Below are 23,475 nucleotides of genomic sequence, written 5' to 3' on the forward strand. Positions count from 1 at the left end.
ACGGGCGTTACAACGCCTGGGCGCAGGCCCAGGCGGAACTCCAGGCCCACTGGAAGTTATATCCCCCCAGCCAGCCGGTCACGTCCGCCACTTCACCAATAAAGTAGAGTCCCGGCACCGCGCGCGCCTCCATGGTTTTTGAGGAGAGCTGCGTGGTGTCCACGCCGCCCAGCGTCACTTCGGCGGTGCGGTACCCCTCGGTGCCGTTTGGCTGGATGCGCCAGGCGTGCAGGGTCTGCGCCAGTTCCGTTTGCTGTCGGCTGTTGAGCTGCTTCAGCGTGACATCCGGCACCACGTTCAGCGCCTGCAGCACTTCCACCAGCCGTTTCGGCAGGATTTTGGCCAGACTGTTTTTCAGGCTGAGGTTAGGATGGGCGTCGCGCTGTGCCGTCAGAAACGATGCCAGCGGGGTGGCGGGCGACAGATCGACCGTCACGAACTCACCCGGCTGCCAGTAGCTGGAGATCTGCAACACCGCCGGGCCGGATAGCCCGCGATGGGTGAAGAGCATCGCCTCTTTAAAGCGGGTACCATCCTCGGCATCGATGGTGGTGTCCAGCGCGACGCCAGAGAGCGTCTGCAACTGCTCCAGCAACGGTTTATGCAGGGTAAAGGGCACCAGTGCGGCCCGCGTCGGGAAGACGCTCAGCCCGAACTGCTCCGCAATTTTGTAGCCAAACGGCGAGGCACCCAGACCCGGCATCGACAGGCCGCCGCTGGCGATCACCAGCTTTTCAGCCTGCACCGTGCTGCCGTTGAGTTGCAGCGTATAACCGCGCTCATCGCGCGTGACGCTGAGCACTTCACTGCGCAGCCGCAGAGTGACATTGCCCCTGTCACACTCGGCCATCAGCAGATCGACGATCTGCTGCGCAGAGTCGTCGCAGAAGAGCTGGCCCAGGGTTTTCTCGTGCCAGGCGATGCCGTGGCGATTAACCAGATCGATGAAATCCCACTGGGTATATCTGGCCAGCGCCGACTTGCAGAAGTGGGGATTGTGCGACAGATAAGCCGCCGGTTCTGTGTAGAGATTGGTAAAGTTGCAGCGCCCGCCGCCAGACATCAGAATTTTGCGGCCCGGCTTCTTGCCATTATCCAGCAGTAATACGCGGCGTCCCCGCTGTCCGGCCTGGGCGGCACAGAACAGGCCTGCGGCCCCGGCACCAATGATGATAACGTCAAACTGTTCCACTGCAGCTCACTCATATAACAGGAAAGGCGCAGATTGTAGTGATCTGCTCACTGAGACGCCAGCGTCAAAAAATTGCCGTAAATGTGTCATAATGTATCTGCTTAATATCTAACCCTTTTTCGCTGACTTACGCGTCAGGCTTACAACGAAAGGTCAAATTAGGGCTATATTTTCCTTTCCCATACAGCACGTTGTCGCGGATAATGCGCCGCGTTCATGTCCTCCAAAAATGGCGTAACGTTTATGCTACATCTGTTTGCTGGTCTAGACCTCAGTACGAGTCTGTTATTGGTTCTTGCCCTGCTGTTTGTATTGTTTTACGAAGCGATCAACGGTTTCCACGACACGGCCAACGCGGTTGCGACGGTCATCTATACCCGTGCCATGCGTGCCCAGCTTGCTGTGGTCATGGCAGGCGTATTCAACTTCCTTGGCGTGCTGCTCGGTGGATTGAGTGTCGCTTACGCTATTGTTCATATGCTTCCCACCGACCTGCTGTTAAATGTGGGATCGGCACACGGTCTCGCCATGGTGTTTTCTATGCTGCTGGCGGCGATTATCTGGAACCTCGGCACCTGGTATCTCGGTCTGCCGGCCTCCAGCTCCCATACGCTGATCGGCGCCATTATCGGTATCGGTCTGACCAACGCCCTGATGAGCGGCACCTCGGTCGTTGATGCCCTCAACATCCCGAAAGTGCTGAATATCTTCCTTTCTCTGATCCTGTCGCCGATCATCGGCCTGGTGATTGCGGGTGGCTTAATCTTTATTCTGCGCCGCTACTGGAGCAGCACCAAAAAGCGTGCGCGTATTCATATGACGCCTGCTGACCGTGAGAAGATCGACGGCAAGAAGAAGCCGCCGTTCTGGACCCGTATTGCCCTGATTGTATCGGCAATCGGTGTCAGCTACTCGCACGGGGCAAACGACGGCCAGAAAGGCATTGGTCTGATCATGCTGGTCCTGATTGGTGTGGCTCCGGCGGGGTTCGTGGTCAACATGAATGCCTCCGGTTACGACATCACGCGCACCCGCGATGCGGTCAATCACCTGGAGCAATATTATCAGCAGCATAGCGCCTCGCTGACGCATATCATCCAGATGGCACCGCCAAAACTGCCGACACCGGAAGAAGTGCCGGCCACCAGCCCGCAGGAGTTCCACTGTGACAGCGCCCGCGCGCTGCAGGCGGTTCAGCGTGCTCAGGGACTGCTGAATAACCTGCAGAGCTACGATCAGCTGACGGTTGAACAGCGCGGTCAGATGCGTCGTCTGCTGCTCTGCATCTCCGACACTGCTGACAAGGCGGCGAAACTGCCGGAGACCACGCCCGATGACAAACGCTTCCTCGGTAAGCTGAAAAGCGACCTGCTCGGCACCATCGAGTATGCGCCGGTCTGGATCATTATGGCTGTGGCGCTGGCGCTGGGCACCGGCACCATGATTGGCTGGCGTCGTGTCGCCACCACCATTGGTGAAAAAATCGGTAAAAAAGGCATGACCTATGCGCAGGGCATGTCAGCTCAGGTGACGGCCGCGCTGTCGATTGGCGTCGCCAGCTACACCGGTATGCCGGTTTCGACCACGCACATCCTCTCCTCATCCGTTGCCGGTACCATGCTGGTTGACGGTGGCGGATTGCAGAGCCGGACCATCAAGAACATCGCGATGGCGTGGGTCTTCACCCTGCCGGTCTGTATTGTGCTGTCAGGTTCGCTCTACTGGATTGCGTTAAAACTGGTGTAATGCCAGCTAAAAAGGGCGACTCCGGTCGCCCTTTTTTAATGCCAGATCGCCAGCGCCACCAGGCTGATAATGACCAGTCCGCACAGCGCGCTGGTCAGAATAAACTGCCCCCGCACCCGCTCGCAGCGCCGGATAAACTCATCGTCATGATGGTCGAGATAGCGCTTAGCCCAGATATAGGTTACCAGCCTCACCTGCTTGCTCGGCTGACCATGAGAGGTAAAAAAGCCCGCGCCGTCGACATACTGATAGAGCAGTGGATCGCACCCCCGTAATACCGCCAGCAGTGCGCGCAGAGATGAAAAATAGCGCGCCATATTCACGATGCATACCACACAAAGCGCCCAGAAAAGCGCAACCGTGCTGATCATATTCTCCCCCTCCCGACTGGCGGCGCAGTCGCTGACCCAGCGATAAATCCCTGAGCAAACCTGCCGTCATCACCAGCCACTGAATCACCGGACTGCGAAAGTTTTCGACCCCCTGAGCGGCTGCGAATCGGACCGCCTTTTTTCAGTGTAGGAGAAATCTTTACGTTTTTTCCAACGATGATTTTCGTTCAGCGCGAGTAAATCCGGCACAGCCTTGATCTTATTCACAAGCCAGACGGCAACCACAGCATTTACGGTGAGAGAAGACTATACTCAGGGCATAACTACATCACCTGCAACGCAGGCAGACACTTTGGTGGCGCTCATCGCCCGCTCGCGCAAGGGATTTCGCTCAGCTGTGACGCGGCAGGAACACCGGATGCCATCCTTAATCTCGCGAAAGGAGTTTTATCATGGCTTATAAACATATCCTGATTGCAGTAGACCTTTCCCCCGAAAGTCAGTTACTGGTGGATAAGGCCGTTTCGCTGGCTCGCCCGTACGATGCCCGCATTTCCCTGATTCACGTCGACGTGAACTACTCCGACCTTTACACCGGTCTGATCGACGTTAACCTGGGGGATATGCAGAAGCGTATCTCGGAAGAGACGCACACTGCCCTGAAAGGGTTATCAGAGGCGGCCGGTTATCCGATCAGTGAAACGCTGAGCGGCAGCGGCGACCTGGGTCAGGTTCTGGTCGATGCCATTAAGAAGTATGACGTCGACCTGGTGGTCTGCGGTCATCATCAGGATTTCTGGAGCAAGCTGATGTCTTCGGCCCGTCAGCTGATTAACACGGTGCATATCGATATGCTGATTGTGCCGCTGCGCGATGCCGACGACGAATAAATCCTTTTCTGAAAGCCGGCGTCAGCCGGCTTTTCTCTGTCGTCTCTTTCAGGTTCGGCCCGGCCCCCGCATTTATCCGCTTCATTTCGCTTATCTGAAGATCATATTAAAACCGGCGTTACATTAATGAATTATTGATTCGCTAATGCGAATCGTTTTATTACATGCAGCGCGCTGTTTATCACAATTTTACTATGGGCAACCTTTTTCCCATTCGCTATCTTTCGCCTGCTCTCCGATCTGTTTACATCAGAGAGAGCAGGAAAAAGATAATCTGATCTATTTAATCAATAAGGACATTAACAATGAGAGAAATTAACGAGAAAGAAATTGCGGCGGTAAGCGGTGCTGGCCTGCCTGAATTTCTGGGTGACGTGAACAGCGCACTGACGGACGTTTCGGGCTTACTGGACAGCACCCTGACGTCGCTGAAGGAAAGCACCACATTCGGAGAGCGACTGAGTCTGACCTTCAGAGCCCTCGGCCTGAACGTGGCCAAAAGCTTTCTGACCGCCTTTTCCGGCTTCCTGACGACAATATCGGCCTGATTTATTTACCCTGTTTGTACGATAGCGCAAACAGGAGAGGCTGAAGCATGCCTGAAACGTTATCAGGCATGCTCTTTAAGCAAAAACAGAAAACGAAACAGCCACTCGCGCTGACATGCGTTATTCGCTAAGCGGGGGATAAATATCAAAGCGATGACTTTTAGTCACCACGGCGGCCTGCGTAATCACACCCGCCAGCGGCGGCGCATAGTCTGGCCGTTTTACCACAATGCGTTTTCTTGCCAGCCGGCGGGCAGGCTCCAGTAACGCATCCGCATCCTCATCCGGCCCCACCAGCGACTGAAAGACCCGCATCTCTTTTTTCACCAGCGCACTTTTCTGGCGATGGGGATACATCGGATCGAGATAAACGACGTCAGGTGGTGGCGTGATATCACCCAGTGCCTGGGCACTGGCCGCATGAATCAGCGTCAGCCGCTCGCGCAGCCAGGGACCGATTTCCGCATCCTGATAGCCACGCTGCAGACCATCTTCCAGCAGTGCTGCCACCACCGGATGGCGCTCCAGCATCCGTACCCGGCAGCCCAGCGCTGCCAGCACAAACGCATCGCGTCCCAGACCGGCGGTCGCATCAACCACATCCGGCAGATAACTGCCTTTGATGCCGACCGCTTTGGCGACGGCTTCACCGCGTCCTCCGCCGAAACGACGGCGGTGGGCCATGGCGCCGGTGACGAAATCAACAAAAATACCGCCCAGCTTTGGCTCATCCCGCTTTCGCAGTTCAAGATGGGTTGCGGTCTGCACCAGCGCCAGCAGCGCGGTGTCATCCTGCTCCAGCTGCCAGCGCTGCGCTAAACGTGACAAGGCGCCGTCTCCGGCGCCTGATTCATCGAGCAAACAGATTTTCACGAACCGACTTATCCCTGAATGCCGTAATGTTCCAGCATCGCATCGAGCTGCGGCTCACGGCCACGGAAGCGCTTAAACAGCTCCATTGGCTCTTCCGAACCGCCGCGCGTCAGGATGTTATCCAGGAACGACTGGCCGGTTTCGCGGTTGAAGATCCCCTCCTCTTCAAAACGGGAATAGGCATCCGCCGCCAGCACGTCCGCCCACAGATAGCTGTAGTAACCTGCCGCATAGCCGCCCGCAAAAATGTGGCTGAAGGCGTGCGGAAAACGGCCCCATTCCGGTCCCGGCACCACCGCCACGCGGCTTTTCACTTCACGCAGGGTTTCCAGAATCTGCGCGCCTTTTTCCGGGTTGAATTCGGTATGCAGACGGAAATCGAACAGGCCGAACTCCAGCTGACGCAGGATAAACAGCGCGGCCTGATAGTTCTTCGCCGCCAGCATTTTATCCAGCAGGGCTTTTGGCAGCGGTTCGCCGGTCTCATAGTGTCCGGAGATAAACGCCAGCGCATCCGGCTTCCAGCACCAGTTTTCCATAAACTGGCTTGGCAGTTCGACCGCATCCCATGGCACACCGCTGATACCGGACACGCCAGGCGCTTCGATGCGGGTCAGCATGTGGTGCAGACCGTGACCGAACTCATGGAACAGGGTAATCACTTCGTCATGGGTGAAGAGCGCAGGTTTCCCCTTCACCGGACGGTTAAAGTTACAGGTCAGATAGGCGACCGGCTTCTGCAGGGTGCCATCGGCTTTACGCATCTGACCCACGCAGTCATCCATCCAGGCGCCGCCACGTTTGTGTTCGCGGGCATAGAGGTCGAGATAGAAGCTGCCGCGCAGTTCGCCGGTTTCGTCGAACAGATCGTAGAACTTCACGTCAGGATGATAGACCTCAACGTCGTTACGCTGCTTCGCACTGATGCCGTAGATGCGTTTGACCACTTCAAACAGGCCAGCGACCGCACGCGCTTCCGGGAAGTATGGGCGCAGCTGCTCATCACTGATGGTATAGAGATGCTGCTTCTGCTTTTCCCCGTAATAGGTGAGATCCCACGGATTCAGCTCTTCAACGCCATGCTCTTTTTTCGCGAAGGCGCGCAGCTGCTCCAGCTCTTTTTCCCCCTGCGGACGGGCGCGTTCGGCCAGGTCATTCAGGAAGTCGATCACCTGAGACGGGCTCTGGGCCATTTTGGTCGCCAGCGATTTGTCGGCGTAAGAGTCAAAGCCCAGCAGCTGTGCCAGCTCGTGACGCAGCGCCAGCTCTTCCGCCATGATCGGGCCGTTATCCCATTTACCGGCGTTTGGCCCCTGATCGGAGGCGCGAGTCGCATAGGCGCGATACATCTCTTCACGCAGCGCCGCGTTGTCGCAGTAAGTCATCACCGGCAGATAGCTTGGGATATCCAGCGTCAGCAGCCAGCCCTCCTGCTCTTTGGCTTCGGCCTGCGCTTTCGCCGCCGCCAGCGCACTTTCTGGCATACCGGCCAGCTCACTTTCGTCGGTGATCAGTTTGCTCCAGCCCATGGTGGCATCCAGCACGTTGTTGCTGTACGCCGAGCCCAGCTCGGAGAGGCGCGCGGCGATTTCGCCATAGCGCTGCTGCTTCTCTTTCGGCAGACCGATACCGGAAAGCTCAAAATCGCGCAGGGCGTTATCTACCGCTTTTTTCTGCGCCAGATCCAGGGTCGCGTATTGATCGCCCTCTTTCAGGTCGCGATACGCCTGATACAGTCCCTCATGCTGACCCACCCAGGTGCTGTATTCCGACAGCAGCGGCAGCGTCTGCTCATAGGCTTCGCGCAGCTCCGGGCTGTTCTTCACGGCATTGAGATGGCTGACCGGCGAGAAGATACGGCTCAGGCGGTCATCCGTTTCAGCCAGCGGCTGAACCAGGTTATCCCAGGTGTAAGGCGCGCCGTGCGCCACGACCTTTTCAACTTCTGCGCGACACTGACTGAGCACTTCAGTCACGGCAGGCACCACATGTTCAGGCTGGATGGCAGAAAAAGGGGGAAGCGTAAAAGATGTCAGTAGCGGATTGGTCATAGCGCAGTCCTTTATGGATGTATGGGGCGCAGCGGGTCGCGCAACGCAATCTCAATAACATGCGGCTTAGTGTAGCGAAAATCAATGGCAGGCAGGATGAGGTGAGGAAGAAACCGCCGGATGGCGCGCCCCGATTTGTTGTCACGCTTCTGGCACATCGCCCGCCCATCCCTGATATAATCGCGGATTCTCATGCTTTTCCTGCGTCGGGTGCTGTGCGTCGTTCTGTGGGTAATACGTGAGGTAATAATTGGTACAAATTGATTTCCCATCGATTAAAACCTTATACATTCAACAGGATAAACAATGCTGAGTTATCGCCATAGCTTCCATGCTGGCAACCACGCCGACGTACTGAAGCACACCGTGCTGAGTCTGATCATTACGGCGCTGAAAGAGAAAGAGAAACCGTTTTTCTACCTGGATACCCACGCAGGCGCGGGCCGCTATCAGCTCAGCGGTGAACACGCCGAGCGCACCGGCGAATATCTGGAAGGCATCTCCCGCATCTGGCAGCAGCCCGATGCGCCTGAACTGCTGCAGCCCTACTTTGATGCGATTGCTGCGCTGAACCGCAGTGGCACGCTGCGCTACTATCCCGGCTCGCCGCTGATTGCCCGTCACCTGCTGCGTGAAGATGACAAACTGCAGCTTACGGAACTGCACTCCAGCGACTACCCGCTGCTGCGTAACGAGTTCAGCAAAGATAAGCGCGCGCGCGTCGATCGTGCCGACGGCTATCAGCAGCTGAAAGCGAAGCTGCCCCCGCTGTCGCGTCGTGGTCTGGTGCTGATCGACCCGCCGTACGAGATGAAAAGCGATTATCAGGCGGTGGTGAAAGGCATTCAGGAAGGCCATAAGCGTTTCAGCACCGGCGTTTTTGCGCTGTGGTATCCGGTGGTGTTACGTCAGCAGATCAAACACATGCTGCGCGATCTGGAAGCCACCGGTATCCGCAATATCCTGCAGATTGAACTGGCGACCCGTCCTGACAGCGATCAGCGCGGCATGACCGCTTCCGGCATGATCGTGATTAACCCGCCGTGGAAGCTGGCGCAACAGATGGAAACCCTGCTGCCGTGGCTGCATCAGAAGCTGGTGCCCGCCGGAACCGGCCACGCGGTCGTGAACCAGATCGTACCTGAATAAGTGCGTCCGGCCTGATGTGGCTCCTGCTGGCCGGTGCGCTGGCCGCGTTGCAACCCGCCCGACGGCTGGCTCTCCTGCTGTTAGCGTTCGCCGTCGGAGTGGGGTTCTATCAGCATGTTCTGACGTGGCCGGTGCTGCCGCTGCTGGCCGGCACCGGGGTGCTGGCCGCGCTGTGTCTCTGGCATCCGGCCCCTTCCCGGCGGCACCGCCTCAGCGAAGCCCTGCTGGTAGTGATTGCCGTGGGGTTATTTCTCCATCTGTTCCCCGGCTTTGATAATCCCCGCCAGGTGGATGAGGTGCGTGCTGGCGCGCAGAGCGTGCCTTTCAGTTTTTCCTTTAACTTCGATAAAGCCCTGGTTCCCTTTGTGCTGCTGGCCGCGCTGCCCACCCTCTTCCGCGCCCCTGCCCACCCGCCGCGCTTTCGCTGGCTCAGTGCGCTGGCGTTAATCGCCGCGGTTCCGCTGCTGCTCGGTAGCGCCGTGCTGCCGGGCGGCCTGGCGATTGAGCCCCACTTTCCGCCGTGGCTGGGGGCGTTTGTGCTGGCGAATCTCTTCTTTGTTTCGCTGGCCGAAGAGGCGCTGTTCCGGGGTTATCTGCAACAGCGGCTGAGAGAGGCGCTGGGGGGGATGCCCGCGCTGCTGCTCAGCGCGCTGCTGTTCGGGCTGGTGCACGCCCCCGGCGGCGTGCTGCTGGTGATTTTTGCCACCCTGGCGGGAGGATTGTACGGTCTGGCGTGGCACTGGAGCGGCCGCTTATGGCTGGCGACCCTCCTGCACTTTGCCCTGAATCTTACCCATCTTCTGCTGTTCACCTATCCCGCGCTGCAACACTAAACGGTGAAGACCGCCAGGTCGCTCGCCAGCTCGGTGCGGGGGAAAATCGTCTGGCACTCGGCCAGCAGGCGGCTCATATCCTTTGCCAGATAGCGGGAGCTGAAGTGAGTGGCGATCAGCCGTTTGGCTCCGGCGCGCTTCGCCACGTCGGCCGCCTGCAGGGTAGTAGAATGTCCGCGTCCGTTGGCTTTCTCCTCCATCGCCGCCTCCAGCGTAGTTTCATGCACCATCAGGTCAACATCCGCCGCCAGCTGCAACGCGACATCGGTCGGCGCCGTATCGCCAAAGATGGCCAGCTTTTTGCCCGGCGTCGACGGGCCGAGATAATCCGCGCCATTGACCACCCGCCCATCTTCCAGCGTCACGCATTCCCCCTGTTTCAGCTGCTGAAACCATGGCCCGCGCGGAACCCCTTCCGCTTTCAGCCGCGCGGCATCCAGCAGGCCGGGTTTGTCGTGCTGCTCAATGCGATAACCAAAACACGCAACCGGATGGTTCAGCGGCCAGGCACTGATCCGGAACTCGCCATCATCCAGCGTCCAGCCCGCCTCAATCTCAACAATGTTCAGCGGATAGTCGGTGTAGGAGCCGCTGATCGCCAGCGCCGTTTCAACAAAGGTCTTTAAGCCTTTCGGGCCATAGACCGTCATCGGGGTGGTTAACCCGGCCATTGAGCGGCTGGTGAGCAGCCCCGGCAGACCAAAAATATGGTCGCCATGCAGATGGGTGATAAAAATCTTATCCAGCTTGCCCGGTTTCAGGCTGGAGCGCATAAACTGTAACTGCGTGCCCTCGCCGCAGTCGAACAGCCAGGTTTCCCCGCTCAGTGCGCGGGTGAAGGCGATGGCGGTGACGTTGCGTTGCAGGCTGGGCGCACCGCCGCCGGTGCCGAGAAAAGTAAGGTGCATAGTATGCTTCCCTGAAAGCGATGAAAAAACAGAACCCTATTACAATCATAGGCGCAATCTTTGCGTCATTTCGACCGACAGCGTTACACTCAACCCCAAATTTTTATGCAACCGGATGGATACTTCAATGACCCGACATTTCGACTATCTCGCCATTGGCGGCGGCAGCGGCGGCATCGCTTCAATTAACCGTGCGGCCATGTATGGCCAGAAATGTGCCCTGATTGAAGCCAAAGAGCTGGGCGGCACCTGCGTGAACGTAGGTTGTGTGCCGAAGAAAATCATGTGGCACGCCGCGCAAATCGCCGAAGCTATCCATCTGTACGGGCCGGATTATGGCTTCGACACCACCGTGAATCGTTTCGACTGGGCCACGCTGGTCAAAAACCGCAGCGCCTATATCGACCGTATCCACAACTCCTATGACAACGTGCTGGGTAAAAACAAAGTCGAAGTGATCAAAGGCTTTGCCCGGTTTGTCGATGCGCACAGCGTGGAAGTCAACGGCGAGATTATCACAGCCAGCCATATTCTGATCGCCACGGGCGGCCGCCCGGTTCATCCTTCGATTCCGGGTGCGGAGTACGGTATTGATTCTGACGGCTTCTTCGAACTCGACGCCCTGCCAAAGCGCACCGCGGTGATCGGTGCGGGCTACATCGCGGTGGAGCTGGCCGGTGTGGTGAATGCGCTGGGATCGGAAACCCATCTGTTCGTGCGTAAACACGCCCCGCTGCGCAGCTTTGATCCCCTGCTCAGCGAGACGCTGGTAGAAGTGATGAACAGCGAAGGGCCGATGCTGCATACCGAAGCCGTTCCGAAAGCCGTGATTAAAAACGAAGATGGCAGCCTGACGCTGCAGCTGGAAAACGGCAGCGACTACACCGTGGACTGCCTGGTCTGGGCGATTGGCCGTGAGCCTGAAACGGACAATCTCAATATTCAGGCCGCGGGCGTGGCGCTGGATGAGAAAGGCTACATCCGCGTCGATAAGTTCCAGAACACCAATGTGTCAGGCGTTTACGCCGTGGGTGATAACACCGGTGCGGTTGAACTGACCCCGGTAGCGGTGGCAGCGGGCCGTCGCCTCTCTGAGCGCCTGTTTAACAACAAGCCGGACGAGCATCTCGACTACAGCAATGTTCCGACCGTGGTGTTCAGCCATCCGCCGATTGGCACCGTCGGTCTGACAGAGCCGCAGGCGCGTGAACAGTATGGCGACGATCAGGTGAAGGTCTACAAATCGTCGTTTACGGCGATGTACACCGCCGTGACGCAGCATCGTCAGCCGTGCCGCATGAAGCTGGTCTGTGTGGGTGCCGATGAGAAGATTGTCGGGATTCACGGTATCGGATTCGGCATGGATGAGATGCTGCAGGGCTTCGCCGTGGCGCTGAAAATGGGTGCGACGAAGAAAGACTTCGACAACACCGTGGCGATCCACCCGACCGCAGCGGAAGAGTTTGTGACCATGCGCTAGCAATCTCCCCCTGCGCATGACTGACCGTTACCCGCTGACACATTGCTCTGCGGGTAGCGGCTTTAATTAAAATAGGTTTCCCGCAACGGCGTTAATGCCGCACCCAGTGCCGAGCTGTCCCCCTCAATGGCGCTGAGCAGAATATCCGGATATTCCGCAGAAATGCCCCAGCGTTCACCCGAGCTCGTGCGCGGCATGGCTAAAAACATCTCGCCCAGCTGACGGGGAATTTCACCCCCTAATATGATGGCGCCGGGATCAATCACCGCATTCATGGCATCCATTGCCCGATGCAGATTTGGCGTTACGTCTTCTACCCACTGTTGCGCAATCGGCCAGGCCGGATCGAATTTATCATTGAGATCGCGTATATCTTTGATTTCAATACCGCCATCACGTAACCGATCGATCAGGATCCCGAGGGCCGGGCGTAGCTTGCCCTCTTCCGGCGTAAAAATACGGCTGATCTCCCCCGCATTCCCGAATGCCCCCTGGAACGGTTTGCCGTTAATCACGATGCCACCGCCAAAACCATAATTAAAAGAGAGATAGCCAAACGTATCATATTTCAGCCCGGCGCCTAAAAAGGCTTCAGCGTGCGCCGCCGTTGTGGCGTTATTTTCAATCCATACCGGTCGATCAAATAACATGGTAATTTCACGATGCAGATCGATGCCCATCCACGCTTTTAAAGGTTCAGGCGGATTGAAATACTTTCGTGATTCATAAAGAAAGCCCGCCATGCTGTATCCCACCCCACAGACTTTTTCTGGCGAAATACCATATTGTTTTAAGGTATCCAGATAGTGATGTCTGATATTCAGTAAGGTCCGGGCAGGATCGCGCGGGTGCGTATCCAGTACGCAGTATTCTGTAATGCCGCCCCGGAAATTAATCAGGCTGGCGGCCACGCTGTCTGAATTAATCGAGATGCCGTAACCATAACGCGCGTTCGCATTGAGGGATAACGACGGGCTGGGCTTGCCTCTTCCCTGGGATGGCGATTCCCCCAGGCTGAGAAAGCCGTTTTCGGTCAGCGTATCAACAATGCGGTGAACAGATGACTGATTCAGAATGGTTTGCGAAACCAGCGAGGAGCGGGAAATGCCATCGTTGCGGCGGACAAGCTCAAGAATGAGTTTTTCACTGCGATTAAGTTCGACTTCATGACCAGCGGAATATCCATAAACCACAGCGTTCTCCTCACCCTGTTTAATCATGCCTTCTGTTAACAACCTAGCATGATTTTATGCATAGCGAATAGTTAAAGACCCTGCCCTGGCATTTTCGTTAAATGTGCCGATATTCAGCTTCTGCTGCCCTGCCTTACACGATCATAAAAGCGTCATAATAGTGAAACATTACGAGGGGAGACTTCAATATCATGCAATGAGCATGATATTAAAAACGTGCCTTATGTACGGACTGGCACTTTCACCGTGCACAGGGCTCTGCCTTCATTCACACTTTTTTTGTGCATCAGGTGAACAATGGAAACGCGCTTAAAGGTTGCTGAACGCATCGCGCAGGAGGCCTCGCTTTTGGCTCTGGACTATTTCAGACGGCTAAGTGAGTCAGAGATCGGCGAAAAAAGGCCGCAGGATCTCTTCAGTGAAGCCAATCGGGAAGTGGAAAATCTGATTCGGCAGCGCCTGGAACATCACTTCCCACAGGATGCCATTATCGGGGAAGAGCATGGTGGTGAGCCCGGCGCCAGCTACTGGTCTGTTGGTCCGATTGATGGTACGAGTCACTTCCTGCGCGGCTCATCCCTGTGGGGGATTTCTGTTGGCTATGTGATCGATGGCGAGCCGGTGATGGGCGTGATCGTCCATCCGGCTTTAAACCTCATGCTGAGCGGCGGCAAGGAGACAGGGCTTTATCTGAATGGCGAGCCCTTTCAACGTCCTGTGGACGCCGAAGCGCTGAAAACCGTGGCGATTGGCGACAGTCCATCATGGGATTTCACCCATCAGCTCTGTATTGAAAAGGCGTATCGGGACGACGGCTGGAATGTGGTGCGCTATCGCTGTACCACCGCAGGTTTAAGCTTTAGCGTGCTGGGTTACGTCGACGGTTATCAGGAATGTTTTAGCAGCATGTGGGACGTTTCTGCGGGTTATGCGCTCTGTAAAGCAGCGGGACTGGATGCGCATCTTGCCGGTTCAGAGGAAAAGAGCAGAACACATGTTAGTGTCGGGACGGCCGAAATGAATCGCCTCTCCGCCCGGTTTATCCCTTACCCGCGTTTTACGCCCGCCTGACCACGCCTTGCCTCCGGCTTACCTCATCACGGCATTTCAGGACAGCGTGCCCCCGCTGTCCTGCCCACTATGCATGTTCACCCGGCCCTCTGCCCCGAATATTAATTACAACGCATGAAAATGGTTAGCGTGTTAAACGTACGATTCTAAAGTAAACACCTACGAAACTGTTATATATAGGTTTTAAAAAGTTAATAAATTCTTAACCCGCCTGAAATTGCTTAACTCCGATACGCCAAATTATTATGCGCCTCGCATTAATTAAAAAGTCCCTGGCACTCTATGACGGAGCCGCTCAACGTGAACACGCTAGAAATTCACAATGCCATGCTGACGTTCGACGATTTTGTCGCGCTGAACGGCATTTCACTGCAGGCCAGAAAAGGGCAATTTGTTTCCCTGCTTGGCCCCTCTGGCTGTGGCAAAACCACGCTGCTTAAAGTTATTGCCGGCTTCTACACGCTTGATAGTGGCAACGTCCTGATACACCAGCAGGACATGCATCATGTCAAACCTGAACATCGCGATACGGCGATGTGCTTCCAGTCCTATGCGCTGTTTCCTCACCTCTCCGTTGCTGAAAATATCGGGTTCGGCCTCAGGCAACGGAAGATGGAAAAAACAGACATTCATGTTCGCGTCGCGCAGACCGCCGCACAGGTTTCGCTGAATGCGCATTTGTCTAAACTGCCAGCGCAGTTATCCGGCGGTCAGCAGCAGCGTGTAGCACTGGCCAGAGCGCTGGCCGTGCGTCCGGAAATCGTGTTGTTTGATGAGCCATTGTCAAATCTGGATGCCAGATTACGCGACAAGGTACGACTGGAGATCAGACAGCTTCAGCGCGTCCATGGGTTTACCGCCATTTATGTTACCCACGACCGTGCAGAAGCCTTGTCGATGTCTGACATTGTGGTGGTCATGAATGCCGGAAAGATTGAGCAAACCGGAACGCCGGATGAGATCTACTATTCCCCGGTAAACCGCTTTGTCGCCGGTTTCGTCGGTCAGGCTAACGTCATGAAAGCCCGCGTACTGGAGAGCGACAGCAGCACCGGTATTTATCGCATTGCGTGCGTACTGGGCGAAATGGAAATCCATAGCCCTGTACCGCCCGTATCGGACGAGGTCTATACCTTCTGGCGCCCTGAGGATGCCGTACTCAGCGAACAGCGTGCCGGGAAAAATACGCGGGCCTTTGAGATCGGCGCGGTGAGTTTTCTGGGCAACCTTTCTGAACTCCAGGTTCATCCGCTGGGCCATGAAGAAACGGAATATCAGTGGTGCATCCAGCTGGTCGGTAAAAGCGCCATCCGCGAAGGGGACAACGTTAATTTCTCTCTTCCGCCAGACAAGATCCGCTTTTTACGGGAAAGCTATTCATGAAAACGCGCACCCGGAACAGGCTCTGCTGGTTGCTGGTCCTGCCTGCGGTCGCGCCGGTCGTCATCACGCTGGTGCTGATTGTGATCATGGCACTGGCGCAGTCCGTTGGCCTGTTTAATTTTGGCGCCCCGGCGCGCTTTACGCTTCATTACTGGCAAACCATTCTGAATGACAGCCAGCTGTGGCGCGCGACAGGCTACTCGCTCAGAATCGGGGTGATCAGTGCGGTGCTGTCCGTTGCCCTGGCGCTTCCGCTGGCACTCTGGCTGAGAAAGCCTTTCCCCGGCTCAATGCTGATGAGCGGCTTACTCAAAGCCCCGCTGATGGTACACGGGCTGGTGGCTGCGCTGCTGTTTATTAACCTGATTTCCTGGCAGGGCTTTATTAACCTGGGCCTGGTCCGGCTGGGGATCCTCTCTCACCCCATCAGAATGCAGAATGACCGCTGGGGCATTGGCGTGATTATTTTGCAGGTCTGGAAACAGCTTCCCTATGCGCTGCTGATCATGACCGGCAGCCTGCGCGCGATTGGCGATGAAATTTTCAATGCCGCGCGGGATTTAGGTGCCGGCAAGCGTGCCCGGTTGTTACAGATCATCCTGCCCTTATCTGTCAGATCCGTTCAGGTATCGCTGGTGCTGATCTTCATCGGCGCCCTGGGTGACTTTTCCTTCCAGGTCGTTGCGGGGCCAACCAGCGTGTTCTCTCTTTCGCAATACATGCTGCGCTTTCCTGAAATCAGCGCACAGGGCTGGAATCTTGCGGCCGTTGTCGCGGTGATTTTAATGCTGGCGGCTTTTGTCGGTGCAGTCGTGCTTGCCGCCCTGGCGAAGTGGCTGCAACAAGCCGGAGAACAGAGATAATGAGAGCCAGAGCGACCTTATCCCCGCTGCGTATCGTCATGATGACCCTTATCACCGCCCTGTTTATGCTGTGGCTGGTTATTCCCTTTATGCTGACCGTGCTGTGGTCCCTGGTCGATAAAACCCATCCGTGGGCATGGCCAGATGCCCTGCCGCCGGTTCTCTCACTGGGACGCTGGGTGGAGGTCTGGACCACGACCGCGTTACCGCAGGCGCTCAGGAACAGCTATTTACTGGCGGCAGCCGTCTCCGTCTGCACGCTGATGTTGTCTCTGCCTGCCGCGTGGGCATTTGGCAGAATGTCGTTTACGGGCAAAAACCTTCTACAGAATGCGATCTTATTGCCGCTTATCGTTCCGGGCTTTGTCGTCGCGCTGTTTTTTTCCATGTTGCTCAACGTAGTGGGCATTCACAGCCGGTTTGGCGGCATTTTGCTGGGGCATATGATTATCCTGATGCCTTATGCCGTGCGCATTCTGACCCTGTCGTTTTCGCAGATACGCCAGGACACGCTCGATGCGGCACGAGATATGGGCGCTTCGGCGATGAACCGGTTTTTAGTGGCCTGCCTGCCCACCCTCAGACCAGGAATATTTGCCGCATTAATTATTGTCTTTACGTTATCCATAGAGGAGTTCGCCATAAGTTTTATTGTGGGCTCACCCGATTTTATTACCGTCCCTGCCATTCTCTATTCTTATCTGGGTTATAACTTTATCCGACCCAATGCGGCGGTCATTTCTTTAATGCTGGTTGTACCGAATGTCATTTTAATGTTGATTGCAGAAAAATTACTGACAAAAAATCCTGTCGCCTCCTTTGCGGGAAAAGGCTGACACTCTTTAATACGCGTTATTGGGGAAAAATATGTTCAGACTCGCTGCTGCAATATTATTGCTGGCCGGGGCTTTCTGTAGCCCGGCTCAGGATTTAAACACAATGAACTGGGAACAGATTGTCGGACAGGCGAAAAAGGAGGGGAAACTGACCTGGTATCAATGGTATTACCAGGATCGGTTAAAAGAGCAGGTCAGCCTGTTTGAAAAACAGTACGGTATTAACGTTACCCTGTCTGAAGGCACACTTCAGGGCAACATTAATAAGCTCATGGCTGACCGGGGACGGGAAATGGGCGATATGGATCTGTTTTCGATTGGCGGGGGCGCATTCGGAACCGTCTCGCCTGAGCAGACGTTTTTTGGCCCGATTAACAGACTGCTGCCGGAAGGCAAAACCCTGAACTACACCATTGAGGGAACGGACAGTAAAGGCTATGGCGTGGCATTCTGGGGCAACCAGACCGGTCTGGCCTACGATTCGCGCCGCCTGAAAGAAAGTGAGTTGCCGCGAACCCTGCCGCAGCTCACGGCCTTCCTGCAGGCTCATCCTCAGGAATTTGGCTTCAACGTTGAAAACGGCGGTTCCGGCCCGGCCTTTATTGAATCGGTGGCGCGCACGCAGGTGCCGGGTTTTGATTTCACCAAAGGCGACGCGGATGTAAAAAGCCTGACGGCTCTGCAGCCCGCCTGGAACTGGTTCAGACAGCAGCGTCCCAACTACATCATTACGGCCTCCAACGCCGACAGCGTCACCCGACTGGTCAGCGGTGAATTCCTGCTGGTTCCCGCCTGGGAAGATTACCTGGTGGGATTAGAAAACCACGGTGAAGTCCCGAAAACCATCCGGCTCTATGTCCCCGATTTCGGCATGCCCGGCGGCGGAAATATGGTGGCGATACCGCAAAATGCCCCCCATAAAGCGGCAGCGTTGCTGTTTATCCACTGGCTGACGCTGCCCAGCACCCAGCGGCTATTCCAGCAGGTTTATGGCATTACGCCGCAGAACAGAGAAGTGAATCGTGATGCCGGGCTGATCGACAGCAAAGAGCGCGTTCATGGCACCCAGTTCATGCCTAAACCGCTGGGTGATGAAGTCAGAACCGAATTCTCTAACCAGGTTTTGCTCAGGTAGACCTGCGATAAAACCCTAACAGAAGGTAAAGCCAGGAATGTCGACAAAAAAAACCCCTGCACGCGTAGTGAATTCACGCCTGATTGCCCATCGGGGAGCACCGCTGCTGGCACCGGAAAACACGCTGCCTTCGTTTCAGGCGGCTGTTGAACGCGGAGCGACGTGGATAGAGGTGGATGTCAAACTCACCAAAGACAGACACCCGGTCATCATTCATGACGATTCCGTGGACCGGACCACAAATGGCAAAGGCTATGTGGCGAACTTAACCCTGGATGAGATCCGATCGCTGGAGGCGGGCGTGTGTTATGGCCACCTTTTCAGAGGCGTAAAAGTGCCGACGCTGGCTGAAACAGTGGCGTTTGTTCTGGATAAAGGCGTCGGGCTGCAACTGGAGATCAAACCCACCTCCGGACAGGAAGTGGAAACGGCGGAGATTGCTATCGCTCAGCTGAAGTCACTGTGGCCTGCAGATGAGAAGAAGCTCTTTATCAGCAGCTTCTCGGAGATTTCGCTGCAGGTTGCCGCACAGCTTATGCCTGACGTCCCGCGCGGCCTGGCAGTTTGCGTCCCGCCCAAAGACCCCGAGGCGCTCCTCGCCAGAACGGGTTGCCAGATCCTGCATTTCCTGGGTGACTTCGCGACGGACGAAGACCTGACGCGACTGGCTCGTTCAGGTATTGAATTTGCGATTGCCACGATCAATGACCCGGTTCTTGCCAGAAAATATATTGATGCGGGTGCGCAAACGGTATTAAGCGATATCCCCGACTTAGCATTCTGAATAAAAAATTGTTCAGGACGTTCTCAGCCATAAACCCGTAACACCAGGGAAATTCATTATAAAAATGGCCATAACCTTTATGGCCGCTATAACGCCTTTATTATTTAGCCATTCTGGAAGACGAAAGTCATAGTGAAATAAATGCCGCTCTGAGCGGTCACCTCCTCATGCTTAAGTTAACGGATAAGGGTAGATGATATGCACAATAAAATAAAAGCCGCCGCGCCGTATGCAATCTGTTTTCTGGCCTCATTTTCTGCATACTCCGCTGAGATTTATAATAAAGATGGAAATAAGCTCGACCTGTACGGTAAAGTCGATGCGCGTCATGTTTTCTCAGATAATATTGCAGAAGATGGCGACAACTCTTACGCACGCCTGGGTTTTAAAGGTGAGACGCAAATTAACGATCGGCTTAGCGGTTATGGTCAATGGGAATATAATTTCCCGCTGAATCACAGTGAAGGCGGTAGCGACGCGCAAACGGGTAATGCCACACGCTTAGGATTTGCCGGTCTGAAACTGGCCGACTTCGGCTCGTTCGATTATGGCCGTAGCTTTGGGGTGCTGTACGTTGCCTCTGCCTATACGGATATGGCACCGGTCTACGGTTCCGGCACCATGACTACCAACGATAACTTCCTGTCAAAACGCTCAACCGGCCTCGCGACCTGGCACTCTCCGGCGTGGGGTGGGTTAAAGCTGACCCTGCAGTATCAGGGAAAAAATGACCGCGCCACCGCTAAAGTGGCTAACGGGGATGGCTACGGTGCTGGCGTGACTTACAGCATTACCGATGGGCTGAGCATTGCGGCGGCAGGGATGAAAGCAAAACGGACGCTGATCCAGCAAGCTGACGGTCAGGGAGACGATGCCACCGCCTGGGTCACCTCTGCAAAATATGATGCCAGCCAGCTCTATCTGGCCGCCATGTATGGCGAAGCCAGTGACGTTACGCCTTATGGACAGCTGGCACAGGTCGCCGACAAAACCCATAACGTTGAGGCGATTGCGCAGTACCAGTTCCTGAACGGTTTGCGCCCTTCTGTCGGTTTTGTCATGCAGCGTGGCGAAAACCTGCAGGGCGCAGGGAATTTTGCCGGAGGCAGCCAGACGATGCAGAAATATATTGCGGTGGGCACCTATTACTATTTCAACAAGAACATGCTGACCTACGTGGACTACCGCATTAACCTGCTGAAGGACAACGACTTTACGCGTGCCACCGGCATTACGACGAAAAACAGTATCGGTCTGGGCCTGACCTATCAGTTCTGACCCGGCTGCTCCTGTTTTGTGCAGCATGGCTTCATACCTGACAACACGCACTTAGCGAGGCTGGCTCATGCCAGCTTTTTTTACGTCAGCCGCAGGGGGAAACATTACAGGGCCGGGGACGCAGCCTGATGAGGAGTTTCCAGCCACTTAACATAGGCCTGATCCCACAACGCCGCGGGCGTTCCCGCTTTGCCCAGACCAAACCCATGCCCGCCTTTGCTGATCTGAATCAGCTCAACCGGCACGCGATTACGCCGACAGGTGTCGCGCATCAGCTCGGTGTTAAACGGGTTGGAGGTGTGATCGTCTTCCGCCTGCGCCAGGAAGGTGGGCGGATAGCGCCGGGTCACAAAGTTCTGCACTGACCAGTTTGCCTCATCCTGTGGGGTGGCATTTTTGCCGACCATCATCAGATGCGTGCTGGTGTGCTGATAGGGCGCTTCCAGGGTAATGACCGGATAGATCAGGCCCACGCTGTCGACGACGGGCACCACTTCATCCAGCGGGTCGATGGCCGGATAGGATTCAAAGTCCGGGCGCGCCGCCGCCAGCCCCAGCAGATGGCCACCGGCCGAGAAGCCCAGCACATGCACCCTGCGCTCAAACGATCGCACCAGCCGGATAGCACGCTGCGCATCCTGCAGCGGAGCCAGCCGCCCCGCCTGCCACTTCTCATGCGGCAGCCGGTAGCTGAGCACGTAGGCGGTGTAGCCATTGGCGTTCAGCCAGCGCGCCACCGGCCAGGCTTCGCGCCCCATGCCGATCCAGCGATAGCCGCCGCCTGCGGCGATCAGCACCGCTTCGCCGTTGGGATTTTCCGGTTTGAAACGCTGGATCGCCGGGCTGACGATATTGGACCACGAACCGCTGCTGTTAATATGCAGCTGGCCCGACGGGCCACCGCCGCCGGGCGGGTCGTCCGGCCAGAGGGGAATAATGTCATCGCGGGCAAATAATTTGCCGGTGGTCATGGAGAGCCCAAGCGCTCCCGTGCCGAGAATAAAGCGTCGACGCGTAATCATAGTGCCTGTTAAGTGATGCCAGTAAGAGAGCAGACCGTTGCGGTGTGCTGCAAAAGAATCAACAGATGCAAGTCTGGTGCCAGACGCTGGCGATTATGTACGCAATGCCGGGTGAAAAGCCATAAAAAAACGCGCCCCGCAGGCGCGTTTTATACCGTGCGGCCCGGTTAATCTTCCTGCTGGAACTGCGCCATCACAGCCTGCTCACACTGCTGTTCGTTGACGCGCAGTTTGGCGCGTTCATCGTCACCCAGCTGCAGCCAGGCACTGGCGACTTCCCGCGCCGATTCTTCATCAAATTCGGGCTGATTCATCGCCGATGAGGATTTACTGCGCGCCACGTCAGATTTCATCTGCTCCACATACTGATCCGCGCTGGCGACCTTTTTTTCACTGCTGACGATGTGACACAGCTGACTGGCGTAGACATTCTGTTCGGTGTCAGCGTCGTCCGCCGCCAGCGCGCTGCCGGAGGCGAGCAGGCTCAGCAGGATAATCTGGGTTACTTTCATTCTTCACTCCTGTTTGTTCGGATTAAACTTTGCGCTGAAGGGCTTCGATGCGCTTCTGACGCCAGTTCAGCAGCGGCGACACGGTGGTGCCGTGGACAACCACGCTACAGACCACCAGCGTTAACGCCATATTCGTCATGATTTCCATCTGCGGGCCTTCCATGCCGTGCGTCCAGGCATAGGCAATATAGTTCAGGCTGCCGATTCCGCGGATGCCCAGCCAGCCAATCAGCAGACGCTGACCCAGCGGCAGCCCGGCGCGCAGCGTGACCAGCCAGACGGCCAGCGGGCGCACCACCACAAACAGCACCAGGCCCAGCAGCACGCCGTAGATATTCCAGTGCTGTGCCAGCGTCACGCCCAGCACCACCATCATGCCAGCCGCCAGCAGACGTTCAATAGTATCGCCAAAAGAGAGGGCGTCGCCTACTACAAACCCAATCGACTTCACCATATTGTTATTGCCCTGGTGCGCCAGCCGCTTATTGGGATTGACCAGCGCCTCAGAGGGGAGAACGCGTTCATCATCAGAGAGATCCTCAGGCTGATGACGGCGAAACACCCCCAGCTCGGCGCGGCGTAGCCCCAGTCCGGCGGCAAAGGCGGCCAGGAAGCCAGAGGCGCCCAGCCACTCCACCAGCGAATAACTCAGCGCGATCAGCGCCAGCGCGAGGAAATCGTTGGGGGCCACATCGCCGTTGGCATTGCGCAACCGGGTCGTCAGCACACCAATCATCTGCCCCATGACAAAGCCGATAAGCAGCCCGGCGCCAATCGCCCAGATCACCTCGACCGCGCCCCAGTGAGCCAGCATCCCCCCGCTCAGGCTCTCGCCATTGAACAGCAGCAGCGCCAGCACCAGCAGCGGCAGCGCGGAGCCGTCGTTCATGCCCGCTTCGCTGGAGATCGCCACCCGCAGCGAGTCATCATCCTGCGCATCGTTTACCGAGATGAGGCTGGCCAGCACCGGATCTGTCGGCGCGACAATGGCACCAAACGCCAGCGCAACCGGCCAGTCTAATCCCACCAGGAAATGGGCCAGCAGGGTCATTGCCGCCACGGTCAGCAGCATGGCGGGAAAGGCGAGTTTCAGTCCGGTGTGCCAGCAGTTATTCTGTAACGGCAGACGCAGCTTGAGTCCGGTGATAAACAGCGAGGCGGCCATGGTGATTTCGGTAATGTGGGCCACGGCCTCGGAATGAGTGACGATATCGATGTGGACCACATCAAACGCCCACGGGCCGCACAGTATGCCCGCGATAAGAAACAGACCAAATGAGGTGACTGGCCCCCGGTGAATCCAACCGGAAGCCAGCGACATCAGCAGCAGAAGGCCGCCCGTCGCTGCTGTCCAGGCTAAAAAGTTCATAATGCTCCAGCTTATTTCGGGTTTATC

General features: G+C 56.4%; 23 protein-coding genes. 13 read left to right on the forward strand and 10 right to left on the reverse strand.

The features are described 5' to 3' along the window. Positions 1-7: 7 nt before the first annotated feature. Positions 8-1,192, reverse strand: a complete 1,185-nt coding sequence (locus AC6I7A_RS18365; RefSeq protein ID WP_072215474.1) for a BaiN/RdsA family NAD(P)/FAD-dependent oxidoreductase — start codon at positions 1,190-1,192, stop codon at positions 8-10. A gap of 243 nt (positions 1,193-1,435) precedes the next feature. Here AC6I7A_RS18365 and pitA point away from each other — a divergent pair, with 243 nt between their 5' ends. Further along, a complete protein-coding gene (pitA, locus tag AC6I7A_RS18370) occupies positions 1,436-2,938 on the forward strand; it encodes an inorganic phosphate transporter PitA (protein ID WP_146239924.1) in 1,503 nt (500 codons plus the stop codon). 35 nt (positions 2,939-2,973) lie between these two features. Here pitA and uspB read toward each other — a convergent pair whose 3' ends face one another. Continuing rightward, on the reverse strand, positions 2,974-3,309 hold the full coding sequence (uspB, locus tag AC6I7A_RS18375; RefSeq protein ID WP_009087864.1) for a universal stress protein UspB: 336 nt from the start codon (positions 3,307-3,309) through the stop codon (positions 2,974-2,976). 413 nt (positions 3,310-3,722) lie between these two features. On the opposite strand from uspB, the gene uspA reads away from it, so the two are divergent. After that, positions 3,723-4,160: a universal stress protein UspA gene (gene uspA, locus AC6I7A_RS18380; protein WP_009087866.1), complete on the forward strand. Its 438-nt coding sequence runs from the start codon at positions 3,723-3,725 to the stop codon at positions 4,158-4,160. Between the two features lie 305 nt (positions 4,161-4,465). Next, a complete protein-coding gene (locus AC6I7A_RS18385) occupies positions 4,466-4,708 on the forward strand; it encodes a hypothetical protein (RefSeq protein WP_058956944.1) in 243 nt (80 codons plus the stop codon). Between the two features lie 120 nt (positions 4,709-4,828). Here AC6I7A_RS18385 and rsmJ read toward each other — a convergent pair whose 3' ends face one another. From rsmJ to AC6I7A_RS18400, 3 genes are read right to left on the reverse strand one after another with little or no spacing between them, the layout of a single operon-like run. Next, entirely contained in the window at positions 4,829-5,581 is a 753-nt protein-coding gene (rsmJ, locus tag AC6I7A_RS18390; protein ID WP_058956943.1) for a 16S rRNA (guanine(1516)-N(2))-methyltransferase RsmJ, read from the reverse strand. 8 nt (positions 5,582-5,589) lie between these two features. Beyond that, positions 5,590-7,632 carry an oligopeptidase A gene (prlC, locus tag AC6I7A_RS18395; protein WP_058956942.1) on the reverse strand — a complete coding sequence of 681 codons (2,043 nt, stop codon included), beginning with the start codon at positions 7,630-7,632 and terminating at the stop codon, positions 5,590-5,592. 11 nt (positions 7,633-7,643) lie between these two features. Beyond that, a complete protein-coding gene (locus AC6I7A_RS18400; RefSeq protein WP_058956941.1) occupies positions 7,644-7,826 on the reverse strand; it encodes a hypothetical protein in 183 nt (60 codons plus the stop codon). Between the two features lie 112 nt (positions 7,827-7,938). On the opposite strand from AC6I7A_RS18400, the gene AC6I7A_RS18405 reads away from it, so the two are divergent. Together AC6I7A_RS18405 and AC6I7A_RS18410 are read left to right on the forward strand one after the other, a co-directional pair. Continuing rightward, a complete protein-coding gene (locus AC6I7A_RS18405; RefSeq protein ID WP_009087873.1) occupies positions 7,939-8,781 on the forward strand; it encodes a 23S rRNA (adenine(2030)-N(6))-methyltransferase RlmJ in 843 nt (280 codons plus the stop codon). A gap of 14 nt (positions 8,782-8,795) precedes the next feature. Then, complete coding sequence (locus tag AC6I7A_RS18410) at positions 8,796-9,614, forward strand: CPBP family intramembrane glutamic endopeptidase (RefSeq protein WP_058956940.1); 819 nt, start codon at positions 8,796-8,798, stop codon at positions 9,612-9,614. Here AC6I7A_RS18410 and rnz read toward each other — a convergent pair. Next, positions 9,611-10,522 carry a ribonuclease Z gene (rnz, locus tag AC6I7A_RS18415; RefSeq protein ID WP_058956939.1) on the reverse strand — a complete coding sequence of 304 codons (912 nt, stop codon included), beginning with the start codon at positions 10,520-10,522 and terminating at the stop codon, positions 9,611-9,613. The genes AC6I7A_RS18410 and rnz overlap by 4 nt on opposite strands. A 127-nt stretch (positions 10,523-10,649) precedes the next feature. On the opposite strand from rnz, the gene gorA reads away from it, so the two are divergent. Then, entirely contained in the window at positions 10,650-12,002 is a 1,353-nt protein-coding gene (gorA, locus tag AC6I7A_RS18420) for a glutathione-disulfide reductase (RefSeq protein ID WP_009087879.1), read from the forward strand. Between the two features lie 62 nt (positions 12,003-12,064). Here the strand turns inward: gorA and AC6I7A_RS18425 are convergent, their stop codons facing one another. After that, the gene (locus AC6I7A_RS18425; protein ID WP_046100819.1) at positions 12,065-13,195 is read right to left on the reverse strand and encodes an ROK family transcriptional regulator; all 1,131 of its coding nucleotides are present in this window, start codon (positions 13,193-13,195) and stop codon (positions 12,065-12,067) included. 297 nt (positions 13,196-13,492) lie between these two features. Between AC6I7A_RS18425 and AC6I7A_RS18430 the strand changes: the two genes are divergently transcribed. From AC6I7A_RS18430 to AC6I7A_RS18460, 7 genes are all read left to right on the forward strand, one after another. Further along, positions 13,493-14,266: an inositol monophosphatase family protein gene (locus AC6I7A_RS18430; RefSeq protein WP_058956938.1), complete on the forward strand. Its 774-nt coding sequence runs from the start codon at positions 13,493-13,495 to the stop codon at positions 14,264-14,266. A gap of 282 nt (positions 14,267-14,548) precedes the next feature. Next, positions 14,549-15,649 (forward strand): ABC transporter ATP-binding protein, encoded by a 1,101-nt coding sequence (locus AC6I7A_RS18435; protein WP_058956937.1) that lies wholly within the window; start codon positions 14,549-14,551, stop codon positions 15,647-15,649. Then, a complete protein-coding gene (locus tag AC6I7A_RS18440; protein WP_058956936.1) occupies positions 15,646-16,512 on the forward strand; it encodes an ABC transporter permease in 867 nt (288 codons plus the stop codon). The genes AC6I7A_RS18435 and AC6I7A_RS18440 overlap by 4 nt, the downstream gene beginning before the upstream one ends. Then, positions 16,512-17,348, forward strand: a complete 837-nt coding sequence (locus AC6I7A_RS18445) for an ABC transporter permease (RefSeq protein ID WP_058956935.1) — start codon at positions 16,512-16,514, stop codon at positions 17,346-17,348. The genes AC6I7A_RS18440 and AC6I7A_RS18445 overlap by 1 nt, the downstream gene beginning before the upstream one ends. A gap of 31 nt (positions 17,349-17,379) precedes the next feature. Beyond that, positions 17,380-18,483: an extracellular solute-binding protein gene (locus AC6I7A_RS18450; protein ID WP_058956934.1), complete on the forward strand. Its 1,104-nt coding sequence runs from the start codon at positions 17,380-17,382 to the stop codon at positions 18,481-18,483. 37 nt (positions 18,484-18,520) lie between these two features. Further along, positions 18,521-19,267: a glycerophosphodiester phosphodiesterase family protein gene (locus AC6I7A_RS18455; RefSeq protein WP_498004099.1), complete on the forward strand. Its 747-nt coding sequence runs from the start codon at positions 18,521-18,523 to the stop codon at positions 19,265-19,267. A 198-nt stretch (positions 19,268-19,465) separates the two neighbouring features. Further along, positions 19,466-20,545: a porin gene (locus AC6I7A_RS18460; protein WP_058956932.1), complete on the forward strand. Its 1,080-nt coding sequence runs from the start codon at positions 19,466-19,468 to the stop codon at positions 20,543-20,545. Between the two features lie 104 nt (positions 20,546-20,649). On the opposite strand, the gene AC6I7A_RS18465 is transcribed toward AC6I7A_RS18460, so the two are convergent. The 3 genes from AC6I7A_RS18465 to AC6I7A_RS18475 form a co-directional block, all read right to left on the reverse strand. Then, positions 20,650-21,567, reverse strand: coding sequence for an alpha/beta hydrolase (locus AC6I7A_RS18465; protein WP_058956931.1), 918 nt, complete (start codon positions 21,565-21,567; stop codon positions 20,650-20,652). Between the two features lie 167 nt (positions 21,568-21,734). Next, the gene (locus AC6I7A_RS18470) at positions 21,735-22,079 is read right to left on the reverse strand and encodes a hypothetical protein (protein ID WP_009087900.1); all 345 of its coding nucleotides are present in this window, start codon (positions 22,077-22,079) and stop codon (positions 21,735-21,737) included. Positions 22,080-22,101: 22 nt separating this feature from the next. Beyond that, positions 22,102-23,448 carry a cation:proton antiporter gene (locus AC6I7A_RS18475; RefSeq protein ID WP_009087902.1) on the reverse strand — a complete coding sequence of 449 codons (1,347 nt, stop codon included), beginning with the start codon at positions 23,446-23,448 and terminating at the stop codon, positions 22,102-22,104. Between the last annotated feature and the right edge of the window lie 27 nt (positions 23,449-23,475).

The organism is Type-F symbiont of Plautia stali, assembly GCF_059731105.1.

Excerpts from the sequence above, each read along its gene's own strand:
- uspA (WP_009087866.1), top strand. The coding sequence starts at position 3,723 with ATGGCTTATAAACATATCCTGATTGCAGTAGACCTTTCCCCCGAAAGT.
- pitA (WP_146239924.1), top strand. The coding sequence starts at position 1,436 with ATGCTACATCTGTTTGCTGGTCTAGACCTCAGTACGAGTCTGTTATTG.
- AC6I7A_RS18435 (WP_058956937.1), top strand. The coding sequence starts at position 14,549 with ATGACGGAGCCGCTCAACGTGAACACGCTAGAAATTCACAATGCCATG.
- rnz (WP_058956939.1), bottom strand. The coding sequence starts at position 10,522 with ATGCACCTTACTTTTCTCGGCACCGGCGGCGGTGCGCCCAGCCTGCAA.
- AC6I7A_RS18450 (WP_058956934.1), top strand. The coding sequence starts at position 17,380 with ATGTTCAGACTCGCTGCTGCAATATTATTGCTGGCCGGGGCTTTCTGT.
- AC6I7A_RS18455 (WP_498004099.1), top strand. The coding sequence starts at position 18,521 with ATGTCGACAAAAAAAACCCCTGCACGCGTAGTGAATTCACGCCTGATT.
- AC6I7A_RS18410 (WP_058956940.1), top strand. The coding sequence starts at position 8,796 with ATGTGGCTCCTGCTGGCCGGTGCGCTGGCCGCGTTGCAACCCGCCCGA.
- AC6I7A_RS18405 (WP_009087873.1), top strand. The coding sequence starts at position 7,939 with ATGCTGAGTTATCGCCATAGCTTCCATGCTGGCAACCACGCCGACGTA.
- gorA (WP_009087879.1), top strand. The coding sequence starts at position 10,650 with ATGACCCGACATTTCGACTATCTCGCCATTGGCGGCGGCAGCGGCGGC.
- prlC (WP_058956942.1), bottom strand. The coding sequence starts at position 7,632 with ATGACCAATCCGCTACTGACATCTTTTACGCTTCCCCCTTTTTCTGCC.
- AC6I7A_RS18440 (WP_058956936.1), top strand. The coding sequence starts at position 15,646 with ATGAAAACGCGCACCCGGAACAGGCTCTGCTGGTTGCTGGTCCTGCCT.
- AC6I7A_RS18460 (WP_058956932.1), top strand. The coding sequence starts at position 19,466 with ATGCACAATAAAATAAAAGCCGCCGCGCCGTATGCAATCTGTTTTCTG.
- uspB (WP_009087864.1), bottom strand. The coding sequence starts at position 3,309 with ATGATCAGCACGGTTGCGCTTTTCTGGGCGCTTTGTGTGGTATGCATC.
- AC6I7A_RS18385 (WP_058956944.1), top strand. The coding sequence starts at position 4,466 with ATGAGAGAAATTAACGAGAAAGAAATTGCGGCGGTAAGCGGTGCTGGC.
- AC6I7A_RS18470 (WP_009087900.1), bottom strand. The coding sequence starts at position 22,079 with ATGAAAGTAACCCAGATTATCCTGCTGAGCCTGCTCGCCTCCGGCAGC.
- AC6I7A_RS18445 (WP_058956935.1), top strand. The coding sequence starts at position 16,512 with ATGAGAGCCAGAGCGACCTTATCCCCGCTGCGTATCGTCATGATGACC.
- AC6I7A_RS18475 (WP_009087902.1), bottom strand. The coding sequence starts at position 23,448 with ATGAACTTTTTAGCCTGGACAGCAGCGACGGGCGGCCTTCTGCTGCTG.
- AC6I7A_RS18465 (WP_058956931.1), bottom strand. The coding sequence starts at position 21,567 with ATGATTACGCGTCGACGCTTTATTCTCGGCACGGGAGCGCTTGGGCTC.
- AC6I7A_RS18400 (WP_058956941.1), bottom strand. The coding sequence starts at position 7,826 with ATGAGAATCCGCGATTATATCAGGGATGGGCGGGCGATGTGCCAGAAG.
- AC6I7A_RS18430 (WP_058956938.1), top strand. The coding sequence starts at position 13,493 with ATGGAAACGCGCTTAAAGGTTGCTGAACGCATCGCGCAGGAGGCCTCG.